Annotated in this window: 14 protein-coding genes; 5 read left to right on the top strand and 9 right to left on the bottom strand. The window is 49.5% G+C overall.

Features of this window, described 5'->3' with window-relative positions:
- Positions 1 to 56 precede the first annotated feature (56 nt).
- Positions 57 to 2,420, bottom strand: a complete 2,364-nt coding sequence (ppsA, locus tag ACQUQM_RS06090) for a phosphoenolpyruvate synthase (protein WP_432473594.1) — start codon at positions 2,418 to 2,420, stop codon at positions 57 to 59.
- A gap of 199 nt (positions 2,421 to 2,619) precedes the next feature.
- On the opposite strand from ppsA, the gene ppsR reads away from it, so the two are divergent.
- From ppsR to ACQUQM_RS06075, 3 genes are all read left to right on the top strand, one after another.
- Positions 2,620 to 3,438 (top strand): posphoenolpyruvate synthetase regulatory kinase/phosphorylase PpsR, encoded by an 819-nt coding sequence (gene ppsR / locus ACQUQM_RS06085; protein WP_432473593.1) that lies wholly within the window; start codon positions 2,620 to 2,622, stop codon positions 3,436 to 3,438.
- A 494-nt stretch (positions 3,439 to 3,932) separates the two neighbouring features.
- Entirely contained in the window at positions 3,933 to 5,864 is a 1,932-nt protein-coding gene (locus ACQUQM_RS06080) for a S8 family peptidase (RefSeq protein ID WP_432473592.1), read from the top strand.
- A 246-nt stretch (positions 5,865 to 6,110) separates the two neighbouring features.
- The gene (locus ACQUQM_RS06075; protein ID WP_432473591.1) at positions 6,111 to 6,509 is read left to right on the top strand and encodes a hypothetical protein; all 399 of its coding nucleotides are present in this window, start codon (positions 6,111 to 6,113) and stop codon (positions 6,507 to 6,509) included.
- 67 nt (positions 6,510 to 6,576) lie between these two features.
- Here ACQUQM_RS06075 and ACQUQM_RS06070 read toward each other — a convergent pair whose 3' ends face one another.
- A complete protein-coding gene (locus ACQUQM_RS06070; protein WP_432473590.1) occupies positions 6,577 to 7,983 on the bottom strand; it encodes an MFS transporter in 1,407 nt (468 codons plus the stop codon).
- A gap of 126 nt (positions 7,984 to 8,109) precedes the next feature.
- The gene (locus ACQUQM_RS06065; RefSeq protein WP_432473589.1) at positions 8,110 to 8,862 is read right to left on the bottom strand and encodes an SDR family oxidoreductase; all 753 of its coding nucleotides are present in this window, start codon (positions 8,860 to 8,862) and stop codon (positions 8,110 to 8,112) included.
- Between the two features lie 369 nt (positions 8,863 to 9,231).
- Here ACQUQM_RS06065 and ACQUQM_RS06060 point away from each other — a divergent pair, with 369 nt between their 5' ends.
- Positions 9,232 to 10,335, top strand: a complete 1,104-nt coding sequence (locus tag ACQUQM_RS06060) for a phosphoribosylaminoimidazolesuccinocarboxamide synthase (RefSeq protein WP_432473588.1) — start codon at positions 9,232 to 9,234, stop codon at positions 10,333 to 10,335.
- Between the two features lie 66 nt (positions 10,336 to 10,401).
- Here ACQUQM_RS06060 and ACQUQM_RS06055 read toward each other — a convergent pair whose 3' ends face one another.
- The 5 genes from ACQUQM_RS06055 to ACQUQM_RS06035 all read right to left on the bottom strand — a co-directional run bounded on the left by ACQUQM_RS06055 (position 10,402) and on the right by ACQUQM_RS06035 (position 13,106).
- Positions 10,402 to 10,575: a CPXCG motif-containing cysteine-rich protein gene (locus ACQUQM_RS06055; protein WP_432473587.1), complete on the bottom strand. Its 174-nt coding sequence runs from the start codon at positions 10,573 to 10,575 to the stop codon at positions 10,402 to 10,404.
- Positions 10,576 to 10,775: 200 nt separating this feature from the next.
- On the bottom strand, positions 10,776 to 11,288 hold the full coding sequence (locus ACQUQM_RS06050; RefSeq protein WP_432473586.1) for an SRPBCC family protein: 513 nt from the start codon (positions 11,286 to 11,288) through the stop codon (positions 10,776 to 10,778).
- A gap of 78 nt (positions 11,289 to 11,366) precedes the next feature.
- The gene (locus ACQUQM_RS06045) at positions 11,367 to 11,654 is read right to left on the bottom strand and encodes a cytochrome C oxidase subunit IV family protein (protein ID WP_432473585.1); all 288 of its coding nucleotides are present in this window, start codon (positions 11,652 to 11,654) and stop codon (positions 11,367 to 11,369) included.
- An 11-nt stretch (positions 11,655 to 11,665) separates the two neighbouring features.
- The gene (locus ACQUQM_RS06040; RefSeq protein WP_432473584.1) at positions 11,666 to 12,262 is read right to left on the bottom strand and encodes a cytochrome c oxidase subunit 3 family protein; all 597 of its coding nucleotides are present in this window, start codon (positions 12,260 to 12,262) and stop codon (positions 11,666 to 11,668) included.
- A gap of 109 nt (positions 12,263 to 12,371) precedes the next feature.
- On the bottom strand, positions 12,372 to 13,106 hold the full coding sequence (locus ACQUQM_RS06035; protein WP_432473583.1) for a PhnD/SsuA/transferrin family substrate-binding protein: 735 nt from the start codon (positions 13,104 to 13,106) through the stop codon (positions 12,372 to 12,374).
- 259 nt (positions 13,107 to 13,365) lie between these two features.
- Here ACQUQM_RS06035 and ACQUQM_RS06030 point away from each other — a divergent pair, with 259 nt between their 5' ends.
- On the top strand, positions 13,366 to 13,977 hold the full coding sequence (locus tag ACQUQM_RS06030; RefSeq protein WP_432473582.1) for a LysE family translocator: 612 nt from the start codon (positions 13,366 to 13,368) through the stop codon (positions 13,975 to 13,977).
- 82 nt (positions 13,978 to 14,059) lie between these two features.
- Here ACQUQM_RS06030 and ACQUQM_RS06025 read toward each other — a convergent pair whose 3' ends face one another.
- Positions 14,060 to 14,782 (bottom strand): YebC/PmpR family DNA-binding transcriptional regulator, encoded by a 723-nt coding sequence (locus tag ACQUQM_RS06025; protein ID WP_432473581.1) that lies wholly within the window; start codon positions 14,780 to 14,782, stop codon positions 14,060 to 14,062.
- Positions 14,783 to 14,836 lie beyond the last annotated feature (54 nt).

Genomic DNA, 14,836 nt, shown 5'->3' with positions numbered 1-14,836 from the left:
GAGTTTTGATTAAGCATCAGAAAGCACAGAAGATAACGGTATAAACTCACAAACAATTAACCATTGGCAAGGAAGAACCAGGTATCAAGCACCGTATCCGGATTCAGTGAGATCGAATTAATCCCCTGATCCATCAGCCATTTCGCCAGATCCGGATGATCCGAAGGTCCCTGACCACAGATACCGATATATTTATCCTGCGCCTTACAGGCCTCTATCGCCATGGACAGAAGCTTACGTACCGCATCGTTACGTTCATCAAACAGATGGGCGATGACACCGGAATCCCGATCAAGCCCCAGCGTAAGCTGAGTCAGGTCATTAGAGCCGATAGAGAAACCATCAAAGTGTTCAAGAAACTCGTCCGCGAGCAACGCATTAGACGGGATCTCGCACATCATGATCACCCGCAGGTTATTTTCCCCGCGACGCAACCCGTTCTCTGCCATCAGATCGACGACCTGCTTAGCCTCCCCTACCGTGCGCACAAAGGGAACCATGACTTCGACGTTGGTCAGTTTCATCTCATCGCGCACATATTTCAGCGCCTTACATTCAAGATCAAAACACTGGCGGAACGATTCTGCGATATAGCGGCTGGCACCCCGGAAGCCCAGCATCGGATTCTCCTCGCTGGCCTCATAAGCCTCTCCACCGATCAGGTGGCCATACTCGTTAGATTTAAAGTCAGACATCCGCACTATCACTTTCTTAGGATAGAAAGCAGCTGCCAGAGTAGATATACCCTCCACCAGCTTGGCGACATAGAACTCAACCGGATCGGTATATCCTGCCATCCGACGAGAGATGACATGTTGCACAGGTTCCGGTTGCTGGTCATAGTTCAGCAACGCCTTGGGATGCACGCCGATCATTCGGTTGATAATAAACTCAAGCCGCGCCAGTCCGACCCCGGCATTAGGCAATGACTGAAAATCAAATGCCCGATCCGGATTACCGACATTCATCATGATATCCAGCTGCAACGGCGGCATGGAATCGACCTTATTGGTCTGATGCTCGAAGTCGAGCTTACCTTCGTAGGCCCGGCCAGTGTCGCCCTCAGCGCAAGATACTGTTACTTGCTGGCCATCTTGCAATTTTTCTGTAGCATCGCCGCAACCGACAATCGCTGGAATACCCAGCTCCCGAGCGATAATCGCCGCATGGCAGGTACGCCCCCCTCTGTTAGTAATGATCGCAGAGGAGCGTTTCATCACCGGCTCCCAGTCAGGATCAGTCATATCGGTGACCAGAACATCACCGGGCTGAATCTGATCCATATCGCCGATATGTTCAACAATACGCACCGGGCCGCTGCCGATACGATGACCAATAGAACGACCTTCCACCAGCACATTGCCGGTCTCTTTCAGCAGATAACGTTCAATCACCGCATTCTGATCACGACTTTTCACCGTTTCCGGACGAGCCTGTACAATATAAAGCTGGCCATCATCGCCATCTTTAGCCCATTCGATGTCCATAGGACGGCCATAGTGCTGTTCAACCGTCATCGCTATACGGGCAAGTTCCTGCACATCGTCATCGTTAATAGAGAACTGTGCCCGCTGCTCCTGGGGAACAGCCACGGTTTCTACAGCGCTGGTGGTACAACTGCCTGCGCCATACACCATTTTAATCGCTTTGGAGCCGAGACTGCGTCGCAGAATAGCCGGCGCGCCATGCCTCAGTGTTGGCTTGTAAACATAAAATTCATCGGGGTTTACTGCCCCCTGCACTACTGTCTCACCTAATCCATAGGCTGATGTAATAAACACTACATGCTGAAAACCGGATTCTGTATCCAGGGTAAACATTACACCACTGGAGCCGGTCTCACTGCGTACCATACGCTGGATACCCGCAGACAAAGCCACTTCGTGGTGTTCAAAACCCTGATGTACCCGGTAAGAGATAGCACGGTCATTATAAAGCGAGGCAAAAACTTCGCGGATCGCATGCTTTACATTGTCCAGGCCGCGAATATTGAGGAAGGTTTCCTGCTGGCCGGCAAAAGAAGCGTCTGGCAGATCTTCTGCCGTTGCTGAGGAGCGTATTGCAACCGCTAATTCATCATTACCTTCACTGAGCATATCCCAGGCTTGTTCGATCGCCTGCTCCAGTTCTGGCTGGAATTCAGCATCGAGAATCCACTGACGGACTTGTGAACCAGTTTCGGTTAATTTTTTAACATCATCAGGATCCAGGTCTTTGAGGGATGCATTAATCTTCAGATCAAGCTTATTGTGCTGTAAAAAGTCACGAAATGCGCTGGCTGTGGTAGCAAAACCACCCGGAACCTTAACACCTGCACCGGATAACTCGCCGATCATTTCACCAAGAGACGCATTTTTACCACCAACGCGCTCAATATCATCCATACCTACCTGATCAAGACGAACGATATAATCCTGCAAAGCCCAGCACTCCTGTTCTGATTATGGTTATATTGGCTGGAATAATACTGCAATCAGCTATAGATTTCTTGGCCATAACCCACTTTATTGACTAATGTCTGAGTTTCCTTAGGCGGTTACTATACAGCCGCATAACTACAGGCAATAATAGCTACCGATCAAAAAAGTTTGATGACGCTGACAGGAAGCCCGGACACACATGAAACGCACCGCTTTTTTTATCTCAGATGGTACCGGTATTACCGCAGAAGCACTGGGCAACAGCCTGCTCGCCCAGTTTGGTGATATCGCCTTCGATAAAGTGACCCTCCCCTATATCGACAGTATCGAAAAAGCCAGCGAAGCGGTCATCCGTATAGATACCGCAGCCAGCGAAGATGGTCAGCGACCTATCATCTTTGACACTGTGGTGGATGAAGCTATCCGAGAGGTCATTTCCACCAGCATTGCGTACAAGATCGATGTCTTCTCTGCCTTCCTCAAGCCTCTTGAATTAGAGCTGGGCAGTCACTCTTCATTCAGTGTCGGCAAATCCCACGCAATTAACGAAGTTACCCGTTATATGGATCGTATAGAATCGGTTAACTTTGCCATCGACAACGATGATGGCGCCCGTACCAAACAGTATGACAAAGCAGATATCATCCTCACCGGAGTATCACGCTGTGGCAAAACGCCTTCTTGCCTGTACATGGCGCTGCAATTCGGTATCCGGGCGGCTAACTATCCATTAACCGATGGTGATCTTGACCTTGAGCACCTGCCGGAAGCACTGCAACCCTACAAAGATAAACTATACGGACTGACTATCGATCCCTTTCAACTAGCCTCAATCCGCCACGAACGACGTCCAAACAGCCGCTACGCGTCGCTGGATCAGTGTGAGATGGAAGTTCGTACCATAGAAAAGATGTACCGTAATGAAAAGATCCCCAACATCAATACCACCCACTTCTCTATAGAAGAGATCGCTACCCGGATTATTGCTAAGAAAGGCTTAGAGCGGCGACTTAATTAACCCCCTGAAATAATATCTGCAGGTTTAACCTGACTTAGCGGGCATTAAACTGTGCCTCACATAAAACGTCAAACCTTATAACCCGGTAGCAGCACATCAAATAATCCCCTCACTATATCTGCAGTCTGAAGCTTCTCTGGCTGTTCATCTATGTCCGGTCAACTAAACACACCTTTCGCCTCCGACTGTCTCCAGCAAAGCACACATATCACAGGTTGTCGGTGGATACGCAGACAAATCTGAGCATTGAAATAAAAACGAAAAAAAATCATGTGCCAGAAGGTTAATAGACAAGCCGTCACTAACTTAATGATTTCAATTCAAATAATCTTCCGTATTTGATTTGTTCCGGTTTTTTGCCGGACAACTGAAAATGTATTGCTTGAATAGCTGACCTATACATAAAGGTATTCATTGAATAATGGGCCTGTATCCATTGCTTTACACATCCGTTGCATTGCTTTTTAAATTGCGTTTCCTGAAGGAGGCCGCAGATGTATCGTCAAAACCCTATTCCGACATTGGTAGCACTAATACTTCTTATTCTGGCTAATCTTGCCGCAGCCAAATCACCTGATTCACAGCCCCGGAACCTGCCACAATATGCTCCCGACAGGGTACTGGTTAAATTCTTACCCGGAACCGCCGCATCCGATATCGGTATAGCCCATCGCAAGGCTAACGGACTGGTTTTGAAAACGATCCCTCTGATAGGTGTTCAGGTAATACAAGTGCCTAACGGTTCTGTGCCAGCCCGGGTGGCAGCATACCAGGCCAATCCAAACGTTCTCTATGCCGAACCGGACTACTACCGCTTACTGGTAGTGCCTGATCCTGACGAAGAGGACGGACCGACTCCCGCTGGCGGATCAGAATTCTTCGCAGAGCAGTGGTATCTCAAAAATGTAGGTCAGGACTTCGGACCTCCCGGTGATATTACGACAGGCGCTGCAGATGCCGATATTAATGCTCCCGAGGGCTGGGACTACAGTCAGGGGGAGATTACGTCAGATCTTGCCGCCTACAACACCCCTAAGGTAGCCGTATTGGACAGCGGAACTGACTGCGGCACTAAGGATCTGATCGGAAAATGCCTGGAACAGGTTAATATTGTTGGTACCAATCCGGGCATTTTTGGCCTGGATCCTTGTCCTGATCCGGCAATGCCTGCCTGTGACAACCTGGGTCATGGTACCTTCACCGCCGGTGAGATTGTCGCCAATACAGGTAATAACGAAGGTTTAGCCAGTGTTGGCTGGAATACCGGCGCAGGTATATTCAAGGTATGTTATGCCGAGTTGATATCTGACGGCACGGGCTTTTTTGTTGTCGGGCTCTGCCCTGTTTCAGCTTCGGCCGCGGCTATCGTTGAGGCAGCCAGTGACCAGTATGACAGTAACGGTGCGCTGATAAGAAGTCAGTACCATGTGATATCTATGAGCTACGGTAGCGATTTTATTGACGAAGCTGGCGGGATCACACCGACTACAGCATCTAATGCCGAATGCGATGCTGTACGCCAGGCCTGGGAACAGGGTGTAGTGGTGGTAGCTGCAGCGGGTAATAACGGTAATACCAACCGGGTGTATCCTGCAGCTTGTACCGATGCAAGTGGTAACCCAACCGTGATCGCCGTCGCTGCATCAGATAGTGATGATAATCGTGCAAGCTTTTCTACTTATAGTATCGGTATAGACCATTGGGTTTCTATGGCAGCGCCCGGTAAGAAAATTATCGGTTTAATACCCGATGGCTATTGTTCTTATCCTGCAGGCACTGACTCTTGTGTCGACTGGTGGGATGGAACCTCTATGGCAGCCCCACTGGTAGCTGGCGGAGCCGCATTGGTATGGACCGATCTGTACCGCAGCCTGCTGACAAGCAATCCTTCAGCGGATCTCAAACCAGGCAATTGCACCTATGCTGGCAATTCTTGTAATCAGGTGGTGCGGCAACGACTGGAAAGCAGTGCGGCAAAATTTGGCGTCTATGGTCAGGATCTACTGGAATGGACCCGGCATGGCCGGCTTGATATGGAGACAGCTCTCTCCCCTGATTCTCCCTCTAATAACCCGCCTGTTGCAGCTTTCAGTTACAGCTGTACCGGCTTAGATTGCCAGTTTAACGCCAGCGCCAGTAGTGATGATACTGGAATAACCAGCTACGAATGGGATTTTGATCAGGATGGAATAACCGATACCGTGGGGATGGTCGTTACTTTCGGCTTTGCGGGAAGTGGTAGCTATAGTTCCCTTCTTACCGTGACCGATGAAGGAAGCCTGCAGTCATCGGTATCAGCCTCAATGCAGTTGAAAAACGGCCGGAAGAAAACAAAAGGCAGTGTCAGTAATGGCGGCGATAGCGACGACTCAGGAGACGGTGGGGGTAATTGTCCACCTGCAAAAGCCGCTAAAGGGAAATGCTGATGCTTGTTATAGAGTTTCTGAATTAACGGGCCAGAGCTAAAACGGATAGATTAATGATTATCCTGCTATCTCTTGGTGGCGCTATCTCCAAAGCATAAAATAAAGCTCCGAGCCCGACACCCCTTTCTATTACCAATCGAACCCTGACACTTATCAATAGGAAGCAAATCTGTCTGATGCAGTTCGCCGTTTCTGGACTATCTTTTCAGTGCACAGGTAATTTTTTTAGCGATGAGGAGCTTTGTTATGCCCCACTTCAGTAAAGAAAGTCAGCAGCAGATAAATACCTGCCATCATGATATGCAGGCGATTTTTAAAGCGGTAGAGCATGAAATTGACTGCGAAGTTCGTTGTGGCCACAGAACGCGAACCGAACAGGAGAGGCGCTTTGCAAAAGGTGAGTCTGGCTTTCACTGGCCAGAAAGCCTGCATAATGAAAAACCCAGCATGGCGGTGGATGTTATACCTGCTGATATGGATCCGAAAGATGTAGATCGCTGGCACTGGTTTGGCGGATATGTGAAAGGTGTCGCCGATCGCCTGTACGCCGAGGGTGTTGTCAGCCATCGCTTGCATTGGGCCGGAGATAAGGGTGATCAGGAACTAAGCAAGCTGCCTCACTTTGAAATCTATATGCCCCACTAGTGAAGGCATTGTTTTAGATAAGGCAAACAAAGCAACCTGATCAGCCAGATAATACTGGCTAGGCAGATCAGGTATTGCGGACGTTACCCCGTGAATAGGAAAACCAAGCCGCCAGCAAGGTATAACCACAACCGATTATCAGGCCGATTCGGATAACCTGTAACAGTTGCGGATACTGCTCCGGTTCGATCTGATTCGGCCCCAGGCTGACATGCACCAGCAGCATGACCACCGCCATACTGAACATATTACCTGCGGTTCGCGCCAGGTTAAGCAGCGCGGAAGCTATACTTAGCCGGTCTTTGGCCACCGAACCCATCGCGGCATTGTTATTCGGTGAAGAAAACAGCCCAAAACCAACCCCCAACAGCACCAGACCGGTAATCACCAGACTTAGTGGAGAATCTTCGCCGATAAAAGCCAATACGGCAAACCCGGCAGAAAACAGCAGGCAACCGGTAGTAGCAATCAATCGAGGCTCATAACGATCAGACATGCGTCCGGCTAAAGGAGCCAGAATCGCCATTAAAAGCGCCTGAATCAGGATCAACTGACCCGCCTCACTCGGCGACAGGCCCTGCAGATACTGCATATAGAGACTCAACAGAAACAGAATTGGATAGTTCCCGGAATACATAAAGAAACTGGCTGCAAGCGAACGACTGAATACCCGGTTTTGTGCCAGCACCTTAAACCGCACTAGCGGGAATTCAGCCCTGTTTTGTTGCTTCACAAACGCCACCAGCAACAGAAGACCCACCACAAATACTATGGCATTGTGCAGTTCTGTCAGGCCGGACAGTCCATATAACAACGCAGTAACCATTAGCATGAATAGAATGGATCCGATCCAATCCAGCTTATCTCTGCTTTCGGATCCCGACCGGGCATCATTACGGACATAGAGCATGACCAGTCCGATAGCGATGAACGCAAAAGGTACCGGCCCCCAGAAAACGCTGCGCCAACCGATATGCTCGGTGAGCCAGCCACCGATCAGTGGCCCGCAAGTAAGACCCAGATACACCGAGGTCGCCGTCAGCCCTAACGCTGTCCCCCGATTATTATCGGCAAACACCGTCGCTACAATCGCCATAGCAGTACCGAACACAAGACCACTGGCCAGTCCCTGCATAACTCTGACAAGCAGCAGCATTTCAATACTGTTTACCAGCAAAACCAGCAATGATGACAGCACATAGCCACCTACACCAACCAGATAGATCTTCTTCCTGCCGATCATATCCGCCAGCCGGCCAGCAGGCAGCATCAGGATAATGCTGCCCCAGAGGTTCGCCGCCGGAATCCAGCTAACCAGCACGGCGTCAGCACTGAGTGCATCAGCAATTGCCGGCAGCGCAATATTTACCGATGACATCGACTGAGGAATCAGGAAGACGGCGATACAGATACTGGCCAGCGCCAGCCATCTGGAACCCGGACGGCTGGCGTAATAATTTTCTGGTGTCGTCATAACAGGAGGTCCGGCTGGAAAAAGAACTTACAAGTGCAAACAGGTATACACATTGATCAAATCAATTGGCGATTGGTTACCATAACAGGATCGGCAATTTAGTGCCTTTATTCCAGTGAAAAAATCTTAACGACCGCCGGCAAGATCGATAAAGCTTCCTGTGGTATAGCTGGCTTTATCCGATAATAACCAGATAATAGCTTCGGCAACCTCCTCTGCTTTGCCGCCACGCTTCATTGGAATGGCTTCTCTTAGCCGCTCAATTCTGCGGGGCTCACCTCCATCAGCATGCATCTGGGTATGGATAAAGCCGGGGCGAACCGCATTCACTCTTACCCCCTCACTGGCTACCTCAGCTGCCAACCCAATGGTCAGGGAATCTATCGCCCCCTTTGATGCCGCATAATCAATATACTCTCCCGGTGACCCGGTCCGTGCGGCAACCGAAGATACGTTAACGATAGCACCACCGGCCCCGCCATGCTGCGAGGACATTCGCTTAACCGCTTCTCTGCAGCACAGGAAATAACCGGTGACATTACTGCTCAGCATACGATTAATCCGTGTCGCATCCATCCGATCCAGACGCATTTGCGGTGCCAGTATGCCGGCATTGTTAACTAATGCTGAGACCCGGCCCAAATCATGGTCAACTTTATGAAACAGCTCCATCACTTGCGCCTCGACCGAGATATCCGCCTGTATTGCTATAGCCCTGGCTCCTGTATCCTGAATCTGCTCCAGCAGTTCCAGGGCGGCACTCTGGTTATTCCGGTAATTGATACAGACCGCATACCCTTGTGCCGCCAGCAATCGGGCAGTGGCAGCACCAATCCCCCGTCCGGATCCTGTAATGATGGCAACTTTTTCTCTTTCCAAGTGACACCCCATTTACGTAATTCTTAATCACATGCCAATACCACAATAACCCGACAGTCACTTTCTAGCGACTACCTGAATAATAGACAAGCCCTCAACACGACGCCTGAACCAGACAATTACATATTAAGTGATACATAGTATATAAGGCACAACGCGTTGTTTATAAAGAATTATAATTTTTACTCCTAATATCATTCACATTTCATAGAAGCAAAAAACTGGCAGTAGCTGGCAGATCTGGTAATATCCCGTTTCCAGAAATTGGTGCAAATTTGCCCCTGCTTCGACACTTGCCGCTGGCAGGCAATCGGACAAACTTCTGGTGCGATATTCTCAACTCCCGAATTAATAACAGGACAGTTTGCAATGAGTCTTGCTGATAAGGTATTGGTAGTAAACAACGATCTGCCGATCCGTACCGATAGCCCGGTACACAGTGGTAAAGTACGTTCCGTATACTGGCTGACCGAAGCCGATAGCCGTCGCCTGATCGAAGAAAAAGGCTACGATGTCGCCGCCGACGCTCCTCTGGCAATTATGGTTATCAGTGATCGCATCTCTGCGTTCGAGTGCATCTGGCACGGTGAAGGCGGCGTGAAGGGCGTACCGGGCAAAGGTGCTGCACTAAACGCCATATCTAACCATTGGTTCAAACTGTTCCGCGAACAGGGCCTTGCTGACAGCCACATCCTGGATATTCCACATCCGTTTGTCTGGATCGTTCAGAAAGCCAAGCCGGTTATGATCGAAGCGATCTGCCGTCAGTACATCACAGGATCTATGTGGCGCTCTTACGCTAAAGGCGAACGCGAGTTCTGTGGTATTCAAATTGCTGATGATCTGAAAAAAGATCAGAAGCTGCCTGAACTGCTGATCACGCCTTCGACCAAGGGTATCCTGAGCGGTATTCCAGGCGTGCCTGAAGTGGATGATGTAAACATCACCCGCGACGATATCGTTAACAACTATGAAGCGTTCCATTTCCGCAGCAAGGAAGATATTCAGCAGTATGAAAAACTGCTGCAGGAAGGCTTTGATGTAATCAGTACAGAGCTGGAAAAACTGGATCAGGTATTCGTTGATACCAAGTTTGAGTTTGGCTATGTAACCGATGCATCCGGTACTGAAAAACTGATCTACATGGATGAAGTAGGCACCCCTGACTCATCCCGCATCTGGGATGGCCCGTCTTACCGTGACGGCAAGGTCGTTGAAAACTCTAAAGAGGTGTTCCGTCAGGAGCTTCTTAACCACTTCCCTGATCCGGATATCCTGCTCAATAAAGAGCGTATGGAAGAACGTTATGCACTGGCACGCGACAACGTCCTGCCGGAAGCTCTGCTGATGAAAGTATCCGATACTTACGTAGGCATAGCTGAGAAGATCACCGGCGAAAAACTGACTCTGTCAGAGAACCCTAAAGCCGAGATCATCGAGATACTGCGCGAGCAATATAGCCTGATCGACTAAAGCGATCAGCAGCATAAAAAAACGCCGCATCTGCGGCGTTTTTTTATCTCAACAATAACAACCTTATCAGGCCTCATTTTCGTGGCGCACAATTATCTGTGGTAGTTCACCACCCAGGATAACGGACAGCTGAATCGGGCAGCAGCAAACCTGACAATCTTCGATATACTCCTGATCGCCGGCGCTACAGTCCACCTCGATCTCTATCGCTTCACCACAATAAGGACAGTGTATTGGCATTTGCTCCAGGCTTTGCACAACCTCCTCCTACTGCGATTAATTAGTACAGCTTCACCCCTCAAAAGGGACAGCGTATAAGGCATTTGCTCCAGGCTTTGCACAACCTCCTCCTACTGCGATTAATTAGTACAGCTTCACCCCTCAAAAGGGACAGTGTATAAGGCATTTGCTCCAGGCTTTGCAAATCAGCCTCCTTCTATTCAGCTCAGATCGATATGCACATCATCCGGGAAAGGGTGGCCTTTACCGGTCTCCAGCACACTCTTCAGGCTCAACAGAAATACCGCCCATTTGGTACTGCAGTGAGCAAGAAAATCTGACGCACCAGCCCAGCCCGAATGCCTGAACCGGATAAAGGTCTGGTCATTTTCGGGCTCAATACTAAAACTGATCTCCGTGCCTTTCCATTCTCCAGGCATTTCGCCGCTGTGCCGCCACCTTACAAGCCTGTCCGGCTGCAATTCAACCACGCTGAAGTCAGGCCCCTTACCATGGAACCTGAACTGGATAACCGAGCCTACAGGCCCGGCTCCTGAGACATCCCAGGTCCACCACTTTGCCAGCTCTTCATTAGTCGTTAGTGCCTGGTATACCTGCTCCGCGCTGGAAGCAACACCGATCCGATGATTAATCTCCGCCATAACTGATACCTCAACTGATACCTCAATAAGCACTTCATTATTGAGGATAGCTGCAATCATTAGTTTGGGCATAACAGCCATTCAGTTTTGAGGCGCTATTACACTGCAAGATACGACAGCACAGCTTCCGAAGACTGCCTCCAAAGACAGTTACGATAACGTCGTCATACTCGCCAGCTGATCTGGAACCAGATAAACCAATACAATCAGGGCCGGCACGACGTAAAAGTAGAAGTTCATAGCAAACCTGATATAACGGTTAGCACTGCGCAGCTCCATCAGCCGCTCAACAACCAGCCGCCCCTTAAGTAAAACACTCAGGGCTATCAGTAGAGTGATAAACAGGTTTGTTTCACCACTTTCCGCCAGCAAGGCACTGCCAAGTGTGATCAGCATCAACAACAGCCAGACAACATGTATTGAACGATTAGCCAACATCTCAGCCCCTCCTAGCGAAACACGTACAACAAGGGAAACATTACGATCCAGGTAAGATCTATCATATGCCAGTAGCTCGCGATCGCTTCCAGCCCTTCATGATTCTCGGCGGTATAGGCACCCTTTTTCAACCGCCAGATCCCCCACAGAATTGCACCGCTGCCCCAGCCCACATGAAGAAAATGATTAAAGGTCATATAGTAGTAAACACCAAAGAACAGATTCGTCTCGACTTCGATGCCCTGCTCTATATTCCAGCAGTACTCCCAGTATTTTATGACCAGATAGACTACGCCACAGCCGACAGCACCCCACAAGAAACGGTAACACTGTTGCAACTGATTACCCCGAATGGCATTCATCGCCCGAGCCACAAAATAACTACTGGTTAGCATCGCCAGAGTATTCAGCATCCCCGCCATCGTATTCAGGCGTAACGGACCCTCGGCAAAAATCTCCTGATAGTGCACTCTGGCAATGAAGTAGACGATAAACATCAGGGCAAACTCGCTCATTTCAGAGAAGATTCCGACCCAGACGGCTCCGTTTCCAGGAATTCGCCCCTGCCGGGGTGGATATTCCCGCAGCATTCCCGCTGAAGAGATCATTAAACCAACCATGCGACCCTCACTACTTATGAATCAGACGCCGCCAGCTTAACGCTGCAAAACAATGATTATCAGGCACAATGGGAACTTTTATACGGTGCACAGATCTTCAGCGAAAGCCTTCCAGCCAAAGTGGAAACAACCGCATGCGCTTATCCCTGCGAGACTCCCGCTGCAACCCCTGAAATGCAAGCTGACAACGATGCTGCCTGGCTGAAGAAACGGCCTTGCTGATCCAGATATAACCAATATCCTGAGGCTCACTCTCGTACAACAGTGTAAGATCGTTTGCCTCCGCCCAACGATGGGCCAGAGGGCCTGCAATAGCAGCACTGAAAACATCACCGTGCAGCAGCATGGTCATAGAGCCTTGATAATCACCGGTGAGATATTCGCTTTCAGGCGAAACCTCAACTTTATGTTCACTCAACCATTGTAATGACAGCGTTCGGCCAATATAGGCATGCTCTGAGACAAATGCGATACGCTCTCCCGCTATGCTCTGAGCTTCAGAGATACCGGTACTGGATTTGATCAGCAAAGTTGTGGTCAGCGGATAGTCCTGCCAGGTAGCAGGCGCCACCAGTCGCCGATAACCATTTTCAAGCGCTTGCGTGACAGGGCGGGTATTGAAGAACAGGTCAGCCTTATCAGTGCTATCTTCGCCCATGACCCCAACATCACAACCGAGCCCACCAAGGTACTGCTCAAGCGCAGTAATATTGGTCTGGCTCTGCCTGCCACCTTCTGCGGCATCAATCCTCAACTGCAGCGAAGCAGCGTCAGAAAAAGAAGACTGTAGTAACAAAGTTGTCAGTGCGATTATTTGAAAGCGGTTGGCCATTGCCGGTCACCTGTTATGAAAAGTGCGACCCGCAAGCCGCCCAAAAAATGATAAAACCAGACTAGAGGATCGTAACCAACAACTGCTTGATGACCATCAAGTGCTACCTTTGATTCGCTACAACCATCGGCTGCCCTGACGCTTTAATACATAAGCCTTGATGAACGTAAGCTTTGAGAGATCGGTTTTGGTGTACCAGAGCATCACAATTAATTATTATATTAAGCTTTAATAGAAATGCCTCCTCAAAGGATTCGATATGACACTGACCGCATGGCTTTCACTTCTGGCTATCTGCTGCCTCGGAGCAATGTCACCCGGCCCCAGCCTTGCCGTCGTTCTCAAACAAACGGTAAGCAATAGTCGTAGTCACGGACTTGCTGCCAGTTGGTTCCACGCTGCGGGTGTCGGCCTGTGGGCATTTGCCACTATCTCCGGTCTGGCAATTCTGGTCGCCGAATCCCAGCTGGCATTCCGACTTATCACCTGGTTAGGCGCAGCCTATCTGGCATGGATCGGCGTTAAAGCGATCCGGGCAGGTCAAAGCAACGCCTTAACGGCCGAACAGGGAAAAAAAGTGTCGATATGGAAGGCCGGCACAGAAGGCGCCATGATCTCCCTGCTCAACCCTAAACTCGCGGTATTCTTTATCGCTCTGTTCTCACAGTTCGTTACACCAGACGCCACCTTCACTGATCAAATGATTATGACCGCCACCGCCGCCCTGATAGATGGCATCTGGTACAGTATCGTCGCCCTGATACTATCCCACGGACCCGTACTTAAGACTCTGCAAAACAAAAGCACACTGGTTAACCGCCTTACCGGCGGCATCCTGATCGCCCTTGCAGCAAGAGTTGTAACGCTTTAGGTGATCTGTAATCACTTTTTAATATGTAAACCACAAAAAAAGCCCGGCTGATTAGCCGGGCTTTTTTAACACAGTTAAACAATCACTCAGCAATCTCTGCGTTGTGATAGATCTCCTGTACATCTTCAACATCGTTCATCAGATCCATAAACTTCTCGAACTGCTCGACATCTTCGCCGCTTAACTCGGCAATCGTCTGCGGTACAAACGCAATCTCTTCGACTTCAATTGCCATGTCAGGATAGGCTTCATGCAGCGCGGTCTTTGCCTTGAAGAACTCGGTATGAGGGGCATAAACAGTAATCTTGCCATCCTCATTCTCGATATCGGCAACATCAACGTCTGCTTCCATCAGGGTTTCGAGGACTTCATCCTCATCATCATATGCAAAGACAAACACTGCACGATGATCAAACATGTGCGCAACAGCACCCTGACCGCCCAGCTTGGCCTTACCCTTGTTGAAGGCTACCCGCACATCACCAAAGGTACGATTGTTGTTGTCGGTCAGACAGTCAACGATAACCATACAGCCGCCGGGACCAAAACCTTCGTAGCGAACAGGAACGAAGTCTTCACCACCGCCGCCAGCAGCCTTATCGATTGCTTTTTCGATAACATGAGCAGGAACCTGATCTTTCTTTGCTTTATCGATCAAACGACGCAGCGACAGGTTAGCATCAGGATCCGGGCTACCATTTTTAGCAACTACATAGATCTCTTTACCATATTTGGCATATAGCTTGGATTTAGCTCCCTGCGTCTTGGCCATAGAATGCTTGCGGTTTTCAAAACTTCTTCCCATTGGAACATCTCTTTATCAGATAAAGGCAGACAATAATTTTAATAGCTGGGCGGC

This window comes from Amphritea sp. HPY (assembly GCF_050870985.1).
Taxonomy (GTDB): domain Bacteria; phylum Pseudomonadota; class Gammaproteobacteria; order Pseudomonadales; family Balneatricaceae; genus Amphritea.
Note: the sequence above shows the minus strand (reverse complement) of the source record. Positions and strands in the feature narration are given on the sequence as shown.